Origin of the sequence: Burkholderia sp. COPS, from assembly GCF_019425585.1 — a bacterium.
Lineage (GTDB): Bacteria > Pseudomonadota > Gammaproteobacteria > Burkholderiales > Burkholderiaceae > Burkholderia > Burkholderia cepacia.
Window position 1 is genome coordinate 51,188 of sequence record NZ_WIXR01000024.1, and the last position, 17,647, is coordinate 68,834.

Sequence of the window (17,647 nt, forward strand, 5' to 3'; positions counted from 1 at the left end):
ACGCACCACACCCGTATGGAATCAAAAGCGCGATCGAGAGCGGGATCGCGAACCGCCTGCGCCGCGATCTCGCGAGTCGCCGAACACAGGCAGGTCCGGTGACAGATTACCGGCTCCGTGCCCCGGTGTTCGATCCCCGCTGGGGACGACGACCGCATTGGGTGATTCGGGCAGAGGCCAAGGCAGCGGCTGGCGCGCTTGCGCGGCGCGCCTCGTTCACGATCGACTCCGCATCTGCCAGAGCGGATCTGGTCATCCGGGACGCCATCGACATTCAGCGCGCTTCATTGATTTCCCTTCAGCTTCAGCCACACCTTGTTACGCAGTTGAATCGCTGCAGGTGAACACATCTTGTAAGGCTTGAGTCGATCCTTATACTGCTCCGGCGTCTTGATCGCAGGATTGTCATGCAGCGCAGGATCAATGTAGCGCTCCGATCCGGTAATCTCGTTGCTGTACCGTAGCGCGTTCGTCACCAGCGCGATGTTCTCGGGTCGCATCATCCAGTCGATGAACTTGTAGGCCGAGTCGACATTTCGCGCTTTTGCCGGAATAAGCAGGCTGTCCATGAACAGTCGGACGCCCTCTTTCGGATACACGAATCGGATAGTCGGCAAGCGATCCTGTGCTCGCGCAGCCGCACCGTTCCAGACGTGCTGAACGATGATTTGCCTGGACGCGAGACGATCGACCGTTCCGTCGTTGCTATAGGTCTTCACGAATGGTTTCTGCTTCTGCAGCACGTCGAGGACGCGTTTCGCATCGTCGGGGCGCTCGGTGCATTCATCCTGTCCCAGATACCAGCTCGCTGCCATGTACAGTTCCTCCTCGACGTCCAGATCGCCGACCTCGCCGCGAAGTGCGACGGGGGGCTCGAAGAACGACTTCCAGCTATCGTCGAGGCGTCCGCCGGGCACACGCGCGCTGTCGTAAGCAAACCCGGTCAGGACGACCGTGAAGGGCATCGCGTAGTCCCGCTGGGGATCGAACGACGGATGACGGTACTCGGGCTTGATGTTTGCGACATTCGGCAACTTGCGCTTGTCGAGCTTGAGCAGAAGGCCCGACTTCACGAGCACCGGAACGTAGTAGTCTCCGGCGACCACAACGTCGTACCCCCCTCCTCCTGCCTGCAGTTTCTGGGTCAGCGCTGCATCGCTCGCATAGGTGTCGAGTGTCGTCTCGATGCCGGTATCAGCCTGGAACTTCTTGAGCAAATTGACAGGCAGGATGTTCGGCCAGCTTCCGATATGTAGCTCGGCGGCCTGGGTCGTGACAGCGGCAAGAAGCAACATCGCACCGATTGTTTTTTTCATGCTGTTCCTATTGCGTGGAGATTGGCGTGGTGTATTTCGGACTGCTCGGCTCGGGATCTTCTTTTACCTCGAGCACCGATGATCCAGACTACCGTCAGTTGTATTGTCGAGAGGCCGATGACGACGGTTGACACGGCGCTGACCTTGGGTGTGATTCCGATCTTCAATGCACCGAAGATATACATCGGCAATGTGGTCATGCCGGCGCCGGCGAGAAAGTAGCTGGTGACGTAATCATTCATCGACGCGACGAATGACAGCAAAGCCCCCGCGATGATGCCGGGTAGCGCCAAAGGCGCGGTAATTTGCCGAAATGCAGCCCATGGCGTGGCCGACAGGTCCGCGGCCGCCTCGAGCAGCGTGCGATCGATCGTCTTGAGTCTGGCTCTGATCGGCAGATAGGCAAGCGGCACACTGAACACCACATGAGCAAACAGAACGGCGCCGAATCCAAGCTCTGACTCGAACATCGAGAACAGCATCATGGTCGCGATCGCCAGCACGATTTCAGGTATCGCGAGCGGAAGCGCAATGACGAGTCCGACCGAATCGAAACCACGCCGGTCACTTCTCGACCACCAGGCAACCGCCGCGCTCGTCGCGAGCGTGGTGGAGAGCACCGTCGACGCCAGCGCCAGCAACAGCGAATTCTTCGCGGCACGGACCAGTGTCGGATCGGACCAGGCCTCGACGTAACCTCGAATGCCAAACCCGTCCCATATGAGGGCCGACGGGCCGACGTTGAAGCTCATCGCCATCACGGTCAGCATCGGCAGATAGAGGAACACCAGCACCGCGCATGCAATCGTTGCGGTCAGCGGAAACCGGCGCAGTTCAGGCGAAATCATGAACGCGCTCCTGCCGCTGGAACAGCGAACCGAGTCGAGACGCGAGCATCGCCAGCAGCACAGCGGCGAGCAACGCAAACGACATCGCGGCGCCCAAAGGCCAGTCCCGTCCGCCGGCAAACTGGAAGTCGATCAGATTGCCGATCATGAAAGCGTGGTTACCGCCGAGCAGACCCGGGATCGTATAGGAACCCAGCGCCGGAACGAAGACGAGCCCGATTCCTGCCATGATGCCCGGACGGCAACACGGTACGACGACATGGACCAGTACCGCCGGCTTGTGTGCACCCAGATCGTAGGCCGCTTCGGCCAACCGCCAGTCGAAGTCATCAAGCGCAGCGAAGATCGGCAGGACCATGAACGGCGTGAACGCATAGACGAGACCGATCAGCGTCGCGAGGTCGGTGTAGAGCAATCCGAGCGGGCCATGCATGAGGCCGGCTCGGGACAACATCTGATTCAAGAGGCCGTCGTCCGCAATGACGATGATCAAGCCGTACATCTGGACGACGACGCAGGTCCAAAACGGGATCGTGATCAGGATCAGCAACGCGGCCTTCCACTTCAGGGAGCGCGTCGCCATGAACAGCGCCGTCGGGAACCCGATCAGCAGACATCCCGCGGTGGTCAGTACGGCCATGGTCATCGACCTGATGAAAATGGCGAGATAACCCTGCTGAAGGACGCGTCCCCCATCCCAGTCCCGATCGAAGACAATCCGCTCGTATGCGCCGGCAGTGAAGTCGCCCCACGAGACGCCGCCGAAGTCGCGCGGTGCACTGAGCGAGACCACTGCCAGAACGATCATCGGAAGGACAACGCCCGCGATCATGACGAGCGCCGTCGGGCTGGCCATTGGCCGCCATGATTTCAGCAGATTGAGTATTCGGACTCGGCGCACTGCCAACTACCTCAAATCATTCAGTTCGATTGGCAAGAAGCGTACCAAATCGATGGCATCATTTATAGTCGGCATGTGTGCCGATCACGCCAATGTGTTATCCCTGTGTGCCATTTCCATTATAAATTTGAGGAAATGTATTTTATTGCGGATTATTGCATATATAGAAATTCCCGCGCTCGAGTCTTACTGAGGGCGCCATCCCCAATATTCTGGGCTAACCGAATATTTCGTCTAAATATTCGATCACGGTGCACAGCGCCATGCGCCGACGCCAAACCGGTAATTCGCGGGGCGTGCGACGACGTCGCCGGCAGAATCGCTTGACTCCAGCCTCCGGAGCGAACGCGTGGATGCCACGGTTTCCATGCAGCCCCAACTGCTCCATAGCGAACAACAAGCGACGCACGTCAACTGGATCAATAACACTCACAATAATTCTGTTGACGGATGTTCGTTATAGTGCTCCGTTGACCAGCGCGGCTATCTGACACCCGCGATCACGTTCGTTGGAGAATTTGCAAAAATCGTGAGATAGTTATCCGAGTTTCGCCACGTAAATTTCACATAACGAGAAGAGAGACGGTAAAAACATGGCCACTGCTGAGCAGCTAGAATACCGACCGATGACTGAGCGCGACGTCGGCGCTTTTTATGATGTGCGATTCTCCGTGAGCGAGAATAGAATCCATCCCCACCAGGTTCATCTTCTGAACCGCAACCTCCTGATCGAGAAAATCAGGCAGGGCGGTGGCTGGATCTGTGAATGTGGCGACGAGGTCGCCGGGGTCTGTCTGCCGGTCATCACCGAGACGCCGTTCATCTCGGCCTTGTTTGTGGCACCGCGGTTCCATGGTGTCGGCATCGGCCGCGAGCTGCTTGCCCGTGCGCTTGCATGGCTGAAAGACAAGGGAGTGAATCATGTCACCCTTGTGACCGATCCAGGCTCGCGGGCCGATGGCTTTTACCAGCGTCTTGGGTGGAAGCGCGGCGAATTGGACGAGTACGGGTGTCAGGTCGTATTTACAAAGTTGCTTGTGGACTAGAATCCAAGGAGTCGAATGAAGCCGGTAGCCGACGCGATTCGCCGCACTGCTGCGCAATGTCCAGCGCCACTGCACACCATCTTCATCACGCTCGATTTGATGAAGCGCATGGGTGTTCCGGTCGACGTCCTGCTGAAAGGCACCGGCATTTCTCCTGCAGACATCGAGCGGCCCGGTGCAATGGTGACGCATGCACAGGAAATGGTCCTGTTTGCGAATGCGCTGGAAGCGACCGGCAACAGCGCGATCGGACTGCATATCGGATATGCGATCCCGGTGACGTCGTACGGCCTGCGCGGCCACGCAATGCTGGTAAGCCCAACGTTGGGCGATGCGCTGCGCATGGGCTTCGAGCACCCGTTGCTCGGGATCAGTTATTTCAGAATTCGGATAACCACAATAGGCGAGACCGCTAGAATTATAGTCGGCGGCTATACCTATCGTACCGACCTGCTTGTCGTAAATACCGATATGGTATTTACCGCTTTACGTCGACAGATACGCGACTTGATCGGACACAATCCCGTTTTTTTCAGAATAGGGTTTGTTTTTCCCGAGCCGCCACACGCGAGTTCTTACGCCGAATATTTTGACTGCCCCATCGAATTCGAGGCCGACGAAAATTACCTCGAATTCAGCTCATCGGTGCTGGAGACTGCCCTTCCGCTCGCCCATCCGATCGAATTCGAAGTCGCAAGGAAAGCATGCGCGAAGCGTGAATTTGAACTGGCGCACTGGGTTCCTTCCGACCTCATCGGGCGGCTGCTCGCTCTTATGTATGACGACCCTACGTGCCAGGATATCGCGGAACAATCCAGAAAGCTTGGAATGTCAATGCGAAGTTTGCAGCGGAAGCTTCAGGAAATGGGGACATCGTTTAGCGACCTGTATGATATTGTCCGACAAGATCTGACGTCGCGGTATCTTGCGGAAAAGGAATACACAATCAAGGAGATAGCAGCCAGATTGGGGTATAAGAATTCCTCCGCATTCAGTCGGGCAATGAAACGATGGTCAAAATTGTCACCTGAATGATCGCGACATTTCCGAAGAGGCGCCCGTCACGGGGGCCGTCTTCCTGCTTCTATCAAACATCGGGTTTCTCACCGAGTTCTGACCTCGGCCCTTACGCCGCGACACAGAGGGCATTCGTCGACGGATTTCCTGGCGTGCTCCGATGAAACGGACAAGCTATCCGAATACCCGCACCCATACCGCCCGAAGGCGTCGCGCGCGGTCTTCGAGGAGATAGGAGGCCGCCAGCGTCAGGAGACCTGAAATTGCGCCCGTCACGATGTGCTCGATATAGGGGATGCGGTAGTGGCTCGTGTGCGAGTAGGCGTCGCCCAACGTCGTCAGGCAGCCGACGATCAGCGCATTGCCGTATCGATGCGCATAGAGTTTCGCCACGGGCGTGAACGTCAAAAGGACGGCCAGGAGTGCAGTAAGCAGACCTGTATGAAATGCGATAGTCCAGTGGGCAACGCTCATGATGTTGCCCCAGCTCCCCGGCATGCAGGTCATGCACGCACTGGTCGGCTGCCAGAAGCGCTGGATAAACAGTCTGACGCGGTGCTTCCACTCGGTTGACATGATGCATTCCCGTCGATGCCGTTGTCATGGCCAACGCCGCCACACGTATCGTTGAAGCAGTTTCCACACCCTTCAACGAGCTTGCTGCCCCCGTCCTGGACGGGCCGGCCGTAGGCCAGAGAGGCAGAACAATAACCCGGACATGGGGGGAATACTACTCCACGACCGGAGGGCCGCTGCTTCGACCGCGGCCGGCATTCGACGCTCGCGTCTGTCGGTGCGATCCTGTCCATGACGGGCGTCGGGCGTCGGGCTTTCGCGCGAAGTCGCCGTCCGGCGTCAACGGTAAATTCAGCCGGTCCATGCGACAGCGCGATGGAATCGTTCAGCCGGTGTATCGACGTTTGATGCCCTGCCTGGCCGCCGAACGTCCCCGTCATCATATAGAATGATGCGCTTTGCCCGTACGCCCATGTGGTTCAAGAATCTTCAGCTTCATCGTCTTCCGGCCCCCTTGGCCGTGACCCCCGACCAGATGGAAGCCTGGCTGGCGCCCTACGCGTTTCAGCCGTGCAACAGCATCGAGATGCAGCGCTTCGGATGGGCGTCGCCGCGTGACGACGGCGCGCTTGTGTATTCGAACAACCGGCAGATGCTGCTGGTGTTTCGTTCGGAAAAGAAGCTGCTCCCGGCGTCGGTCATCAATCAGGTGACCAAGGCCCGGGCGCTCGAGGTCGAGGAGCAACAGGGCTTCAAGGTCGGACGAAAGCAGCTGCGCGAACTCAAGGAGCAGGTCACCGACGAACTGCTGCCGCGCGCGTTCAGCATTCGCCGCGATACTCGCGTGTGGATCGATACGGTGAACGGCTGGCTCGTCATCGATGCGGCTTCACAGGCGCTCGCCGACGAGATCCGCGGCCTGCTCGTCAAATCGATCGACCAGTTGCCGCTCGCCGGCGTTCAAGTGGCGCATTCTCCGGTTGCCGCGATGACGGACTGGCTGCTGTCCGGCGAAGCGCCGGGCGGATTCACCGTGGACCAGGACGCCGAGTTGCGTTCGAGCGGCGAAGGCGGCGCCACGGTGCGATACGTCGGCCACGCGCTGGAAGCGAGCGACATGCGCCGGCACATCGAGGCCGGCAAGCAATGCATGCGCCTCGCGATGACCTGGAACGACCGGATCTCGTTCGTGCTGACGCCGTCGCTGACGATCAAGCGCGTGACGCCGCTCGACGTGATCAAGGAGGCGGCGGATCCCACCGCGCAGAACGACGACGAACGCTTCGATTCGGACGTCACGCTGATGACGGGTGAATTGGCGCGGATGCTCGCCGATCTCGTCGACAGCCTCGGGGGTGAGCAGCAGCACGACTCGATTCAAAAGGCCGCCGCCTGAACGCCGTCGGTTGTCGCGGATCATGGCTCGGTGACAACGAGGCTGCGCGCTGACGCGATGTTTCGAGGAGACCTGTCGCCGCACCGGCGACGGGTCGCACCTCAATGACGATCGTCGGGATCAGTCGTCAACGACGACCGTTTCCGGTTCGACTTCCGACATTCATCAAGAGACCGAAGCAACATCTATCGCCGGCTTGCGACAAGAGTCGCTGACGCGAGTTCTCCACGATTCGCGAGCAGATTCGGCAACAGACAGGAAGAGCAAAGCGAGGCAACGCTCGACGCGAAGCGGTGTGACAGGGCCGTGGCCCAATGCTTCTTCCAGCGAGTGCTCCGCACCGGACAAGATCGTCACCGATCCGGAGCTCGCAAGAGTGAGCATGTTTTCGTCAGAACGGCTGCGCGCATGAGCAGCCGCGCCGAGAACAGTCATCAGCCCAAGCGCGAACTCAAGCGACGCATGCGCGGCTTTCGACTGCCGGGGCGGACGCAGGCATTCCTGCCGTGCTTCGCTCCGATTCGCCAACACATCGCGTTCAGTCGTCATTTGCTGCGGGCTTCACGCCACCGCAAGCAACTTCGCGACGCGATTCGAAACCCGCCGCCCTTTCACCGGCATTACCCCGAATCCGTACGGCGACGCCTGCATGGCAGCTTCAACAGTGTGGTGTTGTCCTGCCAACGCCAACGTGGCAAAGCTCATCGCACTCCCCCGTCAAACCAAAAACAAAGCCGGCCCCAAGCCGGCTTCGTCATGCGTCCTCGAGCAACAACACGCACCCGTCACTTCATGCAAGCCGACGCGAGCTTCCCCACCGCAATCACCGCCTGCTCGATCTCCGGCGACCACGGGCTGCTGTAGTTCAGCCGGATGAAGTTCCGGTAGTTGTCCGTGATCGAGAACATGTAGCCGGGCCCGATCGTGATGCCCTGCTCCAACGCGAGCTGGTACAGCCGCATCGCATCGACCTGCGCGGGCAACTCGACCCAAAGCACGTACCCCCCCGCCGGGCTCGATATGCGCGTGCCTTCCGGGAAAAACCGCGACACCATCGCCCGCATCAGGTTCGCCTGCTGCGCATACGCCTTGCGCAAGCGCCGCAGGTGATGCTCGTAACCGTCGCGTTCGAGAAACTCCGCGATCGCGAGTTGCGGCAACGACGGCGTCGCAAGCGTGTTCAGGAATTTCAGCTTCTCGACCTGATCGCGATAACGGCCCGGCAGCGCCCAGCCGATCCGGTACGCGGCCGTCAGGCTCTTCGAGAACGACGAGCAATGCAGCACGATCCCGTTGCGGTCATACGACTTCAACGAACTCGGATGCGCATCGCCGAAATACAGTTCGTTATACACACCATTCTCGATCAGCGGCATTCCGGCCTTCGTCGCGAACTCGACCAGTTCGCGCTTGCGTTCGTCGGGCATCTGGAAGCCGAGCGGGTTCTGGAAGTTCGGCATCACCATGCACGCGGCGATCGGTTGCGACTTCGCGATCGCGGCCAGCGCCGCGATGTCGATCCCGTATTCCGGATGCGTGGCCACCTCGATCGCCTTCATCCCCATCCGCTCGATCGCATGCAGCATCGCGTAGAACGTCGGCGATTCCACCGCGATCGTGTCGCCCGGCTTCGCCACCGCCTGCAGGCACAGGTTGATCGCCTCGGTCGCACCGACCGTCACGATGATCTCGTTCGGGTCCACCGACATCCCGTTTTCCAGGTAGCGCCGTGCGATCTGACGGATCAGCCGCGGATGCCCGGGCGGCAATCCGTCCGTCACGCCCCACAGCGACTTGTCGCGGCCGGCCGCGTACGCATAGCGGTTCAGCTTCTCGAACGGGAACAGGCTCGGGTCCGGGTACGGCGAGCCGAGCGGCACGGCGTCGTCGGTGCCGATCGAACGCAGCGTCGACAGCACGAGCCGGCTCACGTCGACCGACGACGAGATCGCGATCGGCTTCGACGGCCGCAACTCGCGCACCGGTGCATGGCCGTCGTCGCGCCGCAGGTTCACGAAATAGCCGGACTGCGGGCGGCTTTCGAGCAGCCCGCGGCTTTCCAGCAGCAGATACGCGTGCAGCACGGTCGTGATGCTGATCCGGTGCTGCTGGCTCGCCTGCCGCACCGACGGAATCCGGTCGCCGTGCCGATACACGCCCTGGCGGATCAGGCGCTCGATGTCGTCCGCGAGCTTTTCATAGAGTTTCATCGGGTGCCTCCCGCCGGCCTGCGCAGCCGCCCCGCCCCGCTGCGCTCATCCGATACGCACGGGTTCCGCCCGTCGGCCGGGCCATCGTGATTCCTGATCTTTCCCTCCGGTTTTGCCTTTTCCATCGCACTGGCTCGCTCTTGAAGATGCGCCAGCAGGGTTCCGGTACGACTGGATCTGCGGCACTGTGCCCTTGATGGTGGAATCTTAAGAGCAGAACAGTTGGCGACGAGTACACACATCGTTCGCGCGAACAAGAGTACAGTTCGGCGCGAATCGCGCATCGTGGGCGAACTGTACGTCTTATGAAACGGCCGGGCCGCCGCAAGCGGCGCACAGCGTGGCCGGATCGGCCCGGAACGCCCGCCGCACGGCCTTCCGCCCGGCTGCATCAATTGGGGTGCAATACTGTGCGTCCGCTCGGTTTTCATTCCCGGAGTCAGACCATGCAGTACACGATCGAACAGGCATCCGACCTCGGCGGCGTGATCCGCGACGCCCGGAACGTACAGAAATGGCGCAGGAACGACACGGCCGGCACCGAGGCCCACGGATGACTGATCGCGCCCTCGTCGACCAGCTCGTCGCGCGGCTGACCAGCCGTGCCGACCATCAGCGCTTCACCGGCGCGCCGATCGACCTGTCGACACTCGACGCGCACGCGCTCGGCGCGGTCTGGCCGGCCCTGCGCCGTGTCGAGTACGAGATCATGGTGCACGACCAGGCATTCGAGGATCCGCGCGCCGATTTCGCGCGCTGGCTGCACCGGCAAATCGATGCGCTCGGACTCGTGCCGCTCGTCGACGCCGATGCCGCGCTCGAACTGTTCCGCGACATCCCGGCCGGCGGCTGGAAACGTGCACTGGAGGAATTGCCCTGCCTCGACGCGCTGCCGTCGCCCGCGCTGCAGGCCGAACTCGCGCGCATCGCGGGCGAGCCGGAGGAAGGCGACGAGCGCACCGCGTCCAGCACGTATGGTGTGTATACGCTCGACCGGTTCGCCGGCCGCCGCGACTTCTCGGCGAGACGCGACGCGTATGCGCAGGCGCTGGCGGATTCGCCGTTTCGCGTGCGCGAACTCGACGTGCTGCCCGAACTCGGGCTGGCCGGGCTGCTCGCGCTGGCCGCGACGAACAACGGTTATTTCGCGCCGAGGCGGTTGTGGCTCGACTTGAGCGATCCGGCCGTCACGCTCGCGGAAGACGCCGCGTATGTCGCGTTCGCGCGCGATGCGCTGACGGAAGCCGCGCAACGACTGGCGGCGCTCCATGCGGGCGCCGTCCCATACGAGGCCGATCGTGCATTCACGACCGACGACGCGCAGGTCGTCGCCCGGGCCGCCCGCGTGGCCGCCTATCGCGACGAAGCATGGCTGCGCCCGCTGATCGGGCCGCTGCTGACCGGCGTGTGCGTCGCGCCGACGGCCGCGAAGACCGCGCCGTCCCAGTCGCTCGCGATCGCGCTCGGCCACGCGGTCGAGACGATCCCGACCCCCGAGGGCGTGCGCGCGCTGCGCGATGCACTCGCCATCGTGCGTCACGCGGGCGTGCAGAAGAAGCTGGCACGCAACCTGAAGCCGGCCGAACGCGCGCTCGGCGAGCGGCCGCACACCGCGCTGCGCATGACGCTCGACGCGAAGCCCGACAAGAAGCAGCTCGCGATGCTCGCGACCTGCATGGAAGCCGGCTTCTGGCAGTCGATGACGCTCGGCCACGCCGAATGGCGCGAACGCCTCGTCGATGCGCCGGCCGGCGCCGCGTTCGCGGCACGCACGATCTGGCACGCGCGCGGCCGCGATGGGACGACGCAGTCGTTCATGCCCGAGATCGCAAAGGGCAAGGTCGTGCTGCGCGACGCGGCCGGGCACGCGATCGACATCGCCGGCGACAGCGACATCCGGTTATGGCACCCGCTGCTGGCCGATGCGGACGAGCGGCTCGCGTGGCAACGCGCGATCGTCGGCCGCACGCTGCGGCAGCCGGTCAGGCAGGCCTTCCGCGAATACTACGTACCGGCCGACGGCGACGCGTCCGCCAGCGATTCCGCGATGTTCGAAGGCCACGTGCTGTCGAGCCGGCAGTTGATCGGCGTCGCGCGTCGCGAAGGCTGGTCGATCCGCGCGTACGACGACGGGCTCGTCCGAGAATTCGGCGACGTGCGCGCGACCTTCTTCGTCGATGCGCGGCTCTATCCGGGCTCGGAAAGCCACGGCACGTCGCGCCGGCTGCACTTCGAACGCCGGCACGACCGGCACTGGATACCGCTGCCGATCGGCGAAATCGATCGTGTGGTGTTCTCGGAAGTGGCGCGCGCGGTCGATCTGCTCGTCAGCGTCGCCGCGTTCGCGCTCGACGACGACGCAACCCGCGCGGCGACAGCCGCGCTCACGGCCGACCCGGTGCGCCAGCGCGAGCGCGAAGCACAACGCTGGCAGCGCCTGAACCGGTTGTCGGACGTGCCGCTGGGCACGATGGCGCGGCATCGCCGGCACGTGCTGTCGCTCGTATTCGCCGGGCCGGTGGCGCAAGGGAAGATGACGATCGATGAACGGCATGTGCGCGTCGGCGCGTGGTCGGTGCATTGCGCGACCGGGCGTGTGATGCGCGACGGCGAACCCGTCGATGCCGCGATCGAGCCGCCGCCATCGCCGCTGCGCGCGGTGCCGTGGCTGCCTTACGACGAAGCGCTGCTGCAGCGGATCGTCGGCGTCGTCGCGGGGTTGCTCGATTGAGCGGACGCCGTCAGATCGAACCGAACAGCGCGCGCGGCCGGTCCTTCAGCGTGCCGGCGAGAATCCGCAGCCCGTTGACGAGTTCGTCGCGCGAGGCCGGGCACGCGAGGTTGATGCGCACGCCGTGCTCGATCTCCGCGCGATCGACCGCGAACGTCGACGACGGCATTACGATCACGCCGCGCGCCTTCGCGTTCGCGGCGAAGTCGTCGGCGCGCCACGGCGGCGGCAGGCGCAACCACACGAACATGCACGCCGGGTCGGATTTCAGCTGCCCGGCCGGCAACAGCTCCCGCGCGAGATCGACGCGCGCGCGGATCTCCGCGAGTTGTGCGCCCATGATCCGCTCGGCGGTGCCGTCCTCGATCCACACGGTCGCGATCAGCATCGACGTGGGGGCCGGCATCCACGCGGTCGTGCGCACCGCCTCCGCGCACAGTGCGACGCTGTCGCGCGGGCAGCTCAGGTAGCCGAGGCGCAGCCCCGGCGCGAGGATCTTCGACGTCGCGCCGATATGAAACGTCAGCTCGGGGCACAGCCCCGCGATCGCCGGCAGCCGGTCGCGCACGAGCGGGCCGTATACGTCGTCCTCGATGATCGTCACGTGATGGCGGCGCGCGATGTCGACGAGCGCCATCCGGCGCGCGAGGCTCATCGTCGTCACGGTCGGGTTCTGCAGGTTCGGCACGACGAAGATCGCCTTGACCGGCATGCGCTGGCAGATCCGCTTGATCTCGTCGGGCAGCAGGCCGTCGTCGTCGGCCGGCGCGCTGACGATCTCGAACTGGAATACCGGCGCGAGCGCCTTGAGCCCGTAATACGTGAGGCGGTCGGCCACGATCACGCCGTCGGTGCCGATCAGGCTGTTCAGTACCGCGTACAGCCCGTGCTGCGCGCCGCTCGTGACGACCACCTGGTCGCGCGACGGCGCGAAGCCCGGCGCGGCGAGCCACTGCGCGCCGGCGGCGCGCGCCCAGTCGGGGCCCTGCGGCGGCTGGTATTCCTGGAGGGCGGCGAAACGCGGGTCGTTCGGCAGCGTGCCGAACGTCTGCGCGAGGCTCGCGAGAAACTCGCCGGTGGCCGGGCGGTTCACCGTCAGATCGATCACGCCGTTGCCCGCCGCGAGCGACGCGCGGGCCGGCTCGATGCTCGGCATCGCGCCGCCAGTGACGAGCGAGCCGCGCCGTTTGCTGCCGATCACGAGGCCGCGCAGCTGCAATTCCTTGTACGCCCGGGACACGGTCGACACGTTGATGCCGAGCTCGGTCGCGAGCTGGCGCTGCGGCGGCAGGCGGCTGCCCGGCGGATACATCCCGCTGCGAATTTCCTCCTCGATCGAGCTCGATACCTCGACGTAGGTCGGCCGCTTCGCCTGCGCCGGCGCGCCGCCGTCGCGCTCGCCGGAAAGTTTGTCTGATGCCATTTGTCGCCCGTGACCACACAAAAAGCGTTTGTCTGCCATTTTGACCTGCCCAGCGATTGTATCCGACATCCCCTCCCCGTCAAACGTCAGTTGAAAAGTCTGTCGAATCAGTCAGTTGGAATCGGGTAAACACTAGCGCCACACAATCTCATTTTGATTGCACACAAAAAATTACTGTGTGATTCTTGATCGCAACTTTGTGTGAATCATGTGGACCGAGGGAACGCGTCATGGCGAATGTCGCCATCGTGGGTGCAGGCTTCATCGGGCTCGGCGCGGCTGCATGGCTGCAGCGCGACGGGCATCGCGTGACGCTGTTCGACCCGGCCGGCATCGGCCAGGGCGCGTCGTTCGGCAATGCAGCGACGTTCGCGCCGTACGGCTGCGTGCCGGTGAACGGCCCGTCGGTGTTCCGCGACATGCCGCACTTCCTGTTCGCCGCCGACAGCCCGCTGCGCATCCGCTGGCCGTACCTGCTGCACGGCGCGCCGTGGCTCGTGCGGTTCCTGCTCGCATCGACGCCCGCGCGCCACGCACACAGCGCGACCGCGCTGGCCGCGCTGCTGTCGCGCGCCGCCGACGGTTATACGCCGCTGCTTGCACCGTCGCGGCTCGCCGCGTTCGTGCGGCCGCGCGAATGCCTGTACCTGTATGCGCGGCAGGCGTCGTTCGACGCCGCGCAGCCGTCACTCGCGCTGCGGCGCCGGCTCGGCGTGCCGTTCGAGACGCTCGACGCGAGCGCAATCCGCCGGCTCGAGCCCGCACTCGCGCCGATCTTCACGCGCGGCGTACTGTTCGTCGGAAGCTGGCACTTCTCCGATCCATGCGGATTCCTCGGCGCCCTGTTCGCGCACCTCGCCACCGGCGGCGCCGCGCTCGAACGCACGCGCGTCGAACGGATCGAGCCCGCCGGCGACAGCGTGACAGTGCATGCGGGCGGCGCCGTGCGCACCTTCGATCACGTCGTCATTGCCGCCGGCGCCCGCTCGCGCGCACTCGCGGCCGCGTGCGGCGACACGGTGCCGCTCGATACCGAGCGCGGCTATCACGTACAGTTCGGCGCGCACGAGCCGATCGTCTCGCGGCCGGTCGGCTGGGCCGAGCGCGGCTTCTACATGACACCGCTCGACGAAGGGCTGCGCGCGGCCGGCACCGTCGAACTCGGCGGCTTCGACGCGCCGATGAATCCGTCGCTCGTCGCGCTGCTCACGCGTTCCGCGCGCGAAGCCGTGCCGTCGCTCGGCGCACCGACGCGCAGCTGGCTCGGCTTCCGGCCGACGCTGCCGGACGGCGTGCCCGTGATCGGCCGCGCGCGGCGCAGCGCGCGCGTGATCCACGCATTCGGCCATCAGCATCTCGGCGTGACGCTCGCCGGCATCACCGGGCAAATCGTCGCCGACCTCGTCGCCCAGCGCGCACCGTCGCTGGACCTCGCACCGTACCGGGCCGCGCGATTCTGACGCGCGCCGCGATTTTCACCACTGCAAGGAGGCATCCATCATGAATCGTCGTAACTGGCTGGTTTGGCTGGCCGTCTGCTCGATCGTCACGGTCGGCGCATCCGCGCAGGCCGCGGACCCCGATACCGTCAAGATCGGCTTCGCCGGCCCGCTGACGGGGCCCGTCGCGCGCGTCGGCAAGGATCTGCAATACGGCGCGCAACTCGCGCTCGACGAAGAGAACGCGAAACATCCGACCGTGGGCGGCAAGCCCGTGCGCTTCGTGCTCGACGTACAGGACGACCAGGCCGATCCGCGCATCGCGATCCAGGTCGCGCAGAAGCTCGTCGACGACGGCGTGGTCGGCGTGATCGGCCACTACAACTCGGGCTGCAGCATTCCCGCGTCGGCCGTCTACAAGCAGGCGAACGTCGCGATGATCACGCCCGGCTCGACCAATCCGCAACTGACGATGCAAGGTTTCAAGAACGTGTTCCGCACGATGGGGCACGATGGCGTCGGCGGCGTGGTGGCCGGCCGTTTCGCGGTCGAGCAGCTGAAGGCGAAACGGATCGGCATCATCGACGATCGCACCGCGTTCGGCCAGGGTCTCGCCGATGCGTTCGAGAAGGGCGTGAAGGACGCGCACGGCAGCATCGTGTCGCGCGAATACACGAACGACAAGGCCGTCGATTTCCGCGCGATCCTGACGACGATGAAGAGCAACAACGTCGACCTGCTGTTCTTCGGCGGCCTCGACGAACAGGGCGCGATGCTCGTCAAGCAGATGCGCTCGCTCGGCATCCGCGCGCAGCTGTTCGGCGCCGGTGCATTGAAAAGCAATGCATTCCTGAAGATCGCCGGCACCTCGGGCGAAGGCACGCAGGATCTCGAACCGGGGCCGGCGCTCGACAAGCTGCCTTCCGCCGTCGCGTTCGCGCAGCGCTACAAGGCACGCTTCAACCAGGATGTGGAGCTCTATGCGCCGTTCTCGTACGACGCGGCGCTCGCGATGATCGCGGCGGTACGCAAGGCCGATTCGCTCGATCGCGGCAAGATCGTCGCGAGCCTGCCCGGCGTGTCGGTCACCGGCGTGACCGGAAAGATCTCGTTCGACGAGCGCGGCGACCTGATCAAGCCGCCGTACACGCTGTTCCGCGTCGAACAGGGGCAGTGGCACAGCATCCGCACGGTCGGCGGCGCGTCGAACTGACGCGCGGCGGCGCGACCGGGAGCCACACCGTCATCGCGCCGCCTGCTGCCGCTGCACCTCCTGCGCTTTCATCTGCAGATACGCGCCGCGCTCGACCTCGTGCAGCTGCTGCGGATACTGCTCGGTCGCGTCGAACCAGCGCGCGAGGCGCTGGTCGAGCGGCTTGTCGAGCGTCGCGAGATACGCATCGATCGCGAGGTAGTAGCGCATCGTGTTGCGCTCCAGCAGCCCGCGCACGCCGCCGACGTACTGCGGCTGCGCGGCCGATCCGCCGACGTTCGTGAAGCCAACCTTGTCGCTGCCGACGGTCGCCAGGTAGGTCTTCATCGCCATGCGGCCGACCGTGCCGAAACCATACGAATACGTGAGATGCAGGAACGTGCGCGACGCGCCGACCGGCACGGCCTCCAGCGCGATCCGGTAATCCTTCGTGCCCATCGGGCCGCTGTCGGCGGTCAGGTCGACCTGGAAATAGTCGGGCGATGCGGCCGCCACGCGATAGCGGAACTGCACGCGATAGGTGTCGGACAGCTTCTGCTGGATCTTGCGGCCGAGGTTCACGTCGAGCACCGGGCCGTTGCCGCCGACCGATGCATGACAGTACTTCGTGTTCAGGTGCAGGATCAGCACCGCGCACCAGTTCGCGGGGCCCTGCGCGGGATCGTCGAGCTGCCCGCTCACGACCGCGAACGGATAGTCGACCACCGCGTAGATGTCGCCCTTCAGCGACGACGATGCTTCCGCCGATTCGAGCACCAGCGGCCGGTGAAACGCATTGTCCTTCAGTTGCGCGCCGAGGCTGCGGTAACGGTCGAGCAGCGCCGCCGCATCGTCCGCGCCGAACGACAGCGCGCTCCAGCCCGTACACAGGGCCGCGACGAGCGCGTACCGGGCGAAGCGAGCCAGCCACGTGCCGCGCGGATGTCCGGATGTCTTCATTCTTGTGCTCCCGCCTGGCGCGCGAGGGTCGCGCACCTGTGTCACAGAATACGCCTGGCCGCAGCGCAACATTGCATGCGAAAAGGCCGCTATCGACGCCGCTTCACCGGCACCGGCAACTGCGCGGCGGTGATCCGGATCAGCGCCGACAGCCATTCACGATCGTCCCAGCGCTCGCCCGAGATGACGAGGTGCGGCTTCGCGCCCGGATACGGCGAGCCTTCCTCGCACGCGCCGAGAAACGCACGGCCTTCGGGCGTCGGCTTGACGAACAGCCGATCGTCGCAGACGAGCGCCGCCATCTTGCCGTCGCAATAGATACCGTACTCGCCGAACATCTTGCGCGCCGATATCGTGCCGGCCGCCGCCATCTGCTCGACGATGAAATCGACTGTGCCCTGGCTCGATGCCATCCCTGCTCCTTGCAAAAAGGTGTATGACCGCAGCGTGTGCCCGACCGTTCCACCTGATCGGCGGATGCGCTGCGGTGCGTCATCCATTCGCCGGCGGAACGCGCATTCGGGTGCATTCAGGAACGTGCAGGCATTCCCGTCCCGCAACACGCTGCGTGCCATGCCGTGTCGTTCCGTGTCGCGACAGTCACATGACGGCGCGCGGCCGAGCGAGACGACCGCGATCGACGACGTAACAA

Annotated in this window: 14 protein-coding genes and 1 pseudogene; 7 read left to right on the plus strand and 8 right to left on the minus strand. The window is 64.1% G+C overall.

The genetic code is table 11. The annotated features are described in order from the left end of the window. Positions 1–284: 284 nt before the first annotated feature. The 3 genes from FOZ70_RS21765 to FOZ70_RS21775 are packed head-to-tail and all read right to left on the minus strand — an operon-like array spanning position 285 to position 2,996. Complete coding sequence (locus tag FOZ70_RS21765; RefSeq protein WP_021157909.1) at positions 285–1,316, minus strand: extracellular solute-binding protein; 1,032 nt, start codon at positions 1,314–1,316, stop codon at positions 285–287. Next, the gene (locus FOZ70_RS21770; protein ID WP_059485996.1) at positions 1,313–2,164 is read right to left on the minus strand and encodes an ABC transporter permease; all 852 of its coding nucleotides are present in this window, start codon (positions 2,162–2,164) and stop codon (positions 1,313–1,315) included. The genes FOZ70_RS21765 and FOZ70_RS21770 overlap by 4 nt, the downstream gene beginning before the upstream one ends. Then, a complete protein-coding gene (locus FOZ70_RS21775; protein WP_124475936.1) occupies positions 2,151–2,996 on the minus strand; it encodes an ABC transporter permease in 846 nt (281 codons plus the stop codon). Before FOZ70_RS21775 ends, FOZ70_RS21770 begins: the two co-directional genes overlap by 14 nt. A gap of 662 nt (positions 2,997–3,658) precedes the next feature. On the opposite strand from FOZ70_RS21775, the gene FOZ70_RS21780 reads away from it, so the two are divergent. Both FOZ70_RS21780 and FOZ70_RS21785 read left to right on the plus strand, forming a co-directional pair. Then, a complete protein-coding gene (locus FOZ70_RS21780; protein WP_048028446.1) occupies positions 3,659–4,111 on the plus strand; it encodes a GNAT family N-acetyltransferase in 453 nt (150 codons plus the stop codon). 15 nt (positions 4,112–4,126) lie between these two features. Beyond that, the gene (locus tag FOZ70_RS21785) at positions 4,127–5,146 is read left to right on the plus strand and encodes an AraC family transcriptional regulator (protein WP_219706691.1); all 1,020 of its coding nucleotides are present in this window, start codon (positions 4,127–4,129) and stop codon (positions 5,144–5,146) included. Positions 5,147–5,302: 156 nt separating this feature from the next. On the opposite strand, the gene FOZ70_RS21790 is transcribed toward FOZ70_RS21785, so the two are convergent. Beyond that, positions 5,303–5,704, minus strand: a complete 402-nt coding sequence (locus FOZ70_RS21790) for a hypothetical protein (protein WP_219706692.1) — start codon at positions 5,702–5,704, stop codon at positions 5,303–5,305. 412 nt (positions 5,705–6,116) lie between these two features. On the opposite strand from FOZ70_RS21790, the gene FOZ70_RS21795 reads away from it, so the two are divergent. Both FOZ70_RS21795 and FOZ70_RS38145 read left to right on the plus strand, forming a co-directional pair. Next, positions 6,117–7,040 carry a recombination-associated protein RdgC gene (locus FOZ70_RS21795; RefSeq protein ID WP_219706693.1) on the plus strand — a complete coding sequence of 308 codons (924 nt, stop codon included), beginning with the start codon at positions 6,117–6,119 and terminating at the stop codon, positions 7,038–7,040. A 288-nt stretch (positions 7,041–7,328) separates the two neighbouring features. Further along, positions 7,329–7,674: pseudogene (locus tag FOZ70_RS38145) on the plus strand (IS6 family transposase); the annotation flags it as partial. A 151-nt stretch (positions 7,675–7,825) separates the two neighbouring features. On the opposite strand, the gene FOZ70_RS21805 reads toward FOZ70_RS38145, so the two are convergent. Beyond that, positions 7,826–9,250 carry a PLP-dependent aminotransferase family protein gene (locus FOZ70_RS21805; protein ID WP_027792441.1) on the minus strand — a complete coding sequence of 475 codons (1,425 nt, stop codon included), beginning with the start codon at positions 9,248–9,250 and terminating at the stop codon, positions 7,826–7,828. Positions 9,251–9,803: 553 nt separating this feature from the next. On the opposite strand from FOZ70_RS21805, the gene FOZ70_RS21810 reads away from it, so the two are divergent. Then, positions 9,804–11,981 (plus strand): DUF4132 domain-containing protein, encoded by a 2,178-nt coding sequence (locus tag FOZ70_RS21810; RefSeq protein ID WP_219706695.1) that lies wholly within the window; start codon positions 9,804–9,806, stop codon positions 11,979–11,981. Between the two features lie 10 nt (positions 11,982–11,991). Here the strand turns inward: FOZ70_RS21810 and FOZ70_RS21815 are convergent, their stop codons facing one another. Next, complete coding sequence (locus FOZ70_RS21815) at positions 11,992–13,404, minus strand: PLP-dependent aminotransferase family protein (RefSeq protein ID WP_219706696.1); 1,413 nt, start codon at positions 13,402–13,404, stop codon at positions 11,992–11,994. A 230-nt stretch (positions 13,405–13,634) separates the two neighbouring features. On the opposite strand from FOZ70_RS21815, the gene FOZ70_RS21820 reads away from it, so the two are divergent. Together FOZ70_RS21820 and FOZ70_RS21825 are read left to right on the plus strand one after the other, a co-directional pair. Then, positions 13,635–14,864: an FAD-dependent oxidoreductase gene (locus tag FOZ70_RS21820; RefSeq protein ID WP_219706697.1), complete on the plus strand. Its 1,230-nt coding sequence runs from the start codon at positions 13,635–13,637 to the stop codon at positions 14,862–14,864. Between the two features lie 40 nt (positions 14,865–14,904). Continuing rightward, complete coding sequence (locus FOZ70_RS21825; protein ID WP_219706698.1) at positions 14,905–16,056, plus strand: branched-chain amino acid ABC transporter substrate-binding protein; 1,152 nt, start codon at positions 14,905–14,907, stop codon at positions 16,054–16,056. A 30-nt stretch (positions 16,057–16,086) separates the two neighbouring features. Here FOZ70_RS21825 and FOZ70_RS21830 read toward each other — a convergent pair whose 3' ends face one another. Further along, positions 16,087–16,995 (minus strand): hypothetical protein, encoded by a 909-nt coding sequence (locus FOZ70_RS21830; protein WP_059608614.1) that lies wholly within the window; start codon positions 16,993–16,995, stop codon positions 16,087–16,089. 89 nt (positions 16,996–17,084) lie between these two features. After that, complete coding sequence (locus FOZ70_RS21835) at positions 17,085–17,408, minus strand: TfoX/Sxy family protein (protein ID WP_059555850.1); 324 nt, start codon at positions 17,406–17,408, stop codon at positions 17,085–17,087. Between the last annotated feature and the right edge of the window lie 239 nt (positions 17,409–17,647).

Coding starts and splice junctions, on each gene's coding strand:
- FOZ70_RS21815 (WP_219706696.1), bottom strand. CDS start 13,404: ATGGCATCAGACAAACTTTCCGGCGAGCGCGACGGCGGCGCGCCGGCG.
- FOZ70_RS21825 (WP_219706698.1), top strand. CDS start 14,905: ATGAATCGTCGTAACTGGCTGGTTTGGCTGGCCGTCTGCTCGATCGTC.
- FOZ70_RS21785 (WP_219706691.1), top strand. CDS start 4,127: ATGAAGCCGGTAGCCGACGCGATTCGCCGCACTGCTGCGCAATGTCCA.
- FOZ70_RS21795 (WP_219706693.1), top strand. CDS start 6,117: ATGTGGTTCAAGAATCTTCAGCTTCATCGTCTTCCGGCCCCCTTGGCC.
- FOZ70_RS21810 (WP_219706695.1), top strand. CDS start 9,804: ATGACTGATCGCGCCCTCGTCGACCAGCTCGTCGCGCGGCTGACCAGC.
- FOZ70_RS21770 (WP_059485996.1), bottom strand. CDS start 2,164: ATGATTTCGCCTGAACTGCGCCGGTTTCCGCTGACCGCAACGATTGCA.
- FOZ70_RS21830 (WP_059608614.1), bottom strand. CDS start 16,995: ATGAAGACATCCGGACATCCGCGCGGCACGTGGCTGGCTCGCTTCGCC.
- FOZ70_RS21790 (WP_219706692.1), bottom strand. CDS start 5,704: ATGTCAACCGAGTGGAAGCACCGCGTCAGACTGTTTATCCAGCGCTTC.
- FOZ70_RS21835 (WP_059555850.1), bottom strand. CDS start 17,408: ATGGCATCGAGCCAGGGCACAGTCGATTTCATCGTCGAGCAGATGGCG.
- FOZ70_RS21805 (WP_027792441.1), bottom strand. CDS start 9,250: ATGAAACTCTATGAAAAGCTCGCGGACGACATCGAGCGCCTGATCCGC.
- FOZ70_RS21820 (WP_219706697.1), top strand. CDS start 13,635: ATGGCGAATGTCGCCATCGTGGGTGCAGGCTTCATCGGGCTCGGCGCG.
- FOZ70_RS21775 (WP_124475936.1), bottom strand. CDS start 2,996: ATGATCGCGGGCGTTGTCCTTCCGATGATCGTTCTGGCAGTGGTCTCG.
- FOZ70_RS21765 (WP_021157909.1), bottom strand. CDS start 1,316: ATGAAAAAAACAATCGGTGCGATGTTGCTTCTTGCCGCTGTCACGACC.
- FOZ70_RS21780 (WP_048028446.1), top strand. CDS start 3,659: ATGGCCACTGCTGAGCAGCTAGAATACCGACCGATGACTGAGCGCGAC.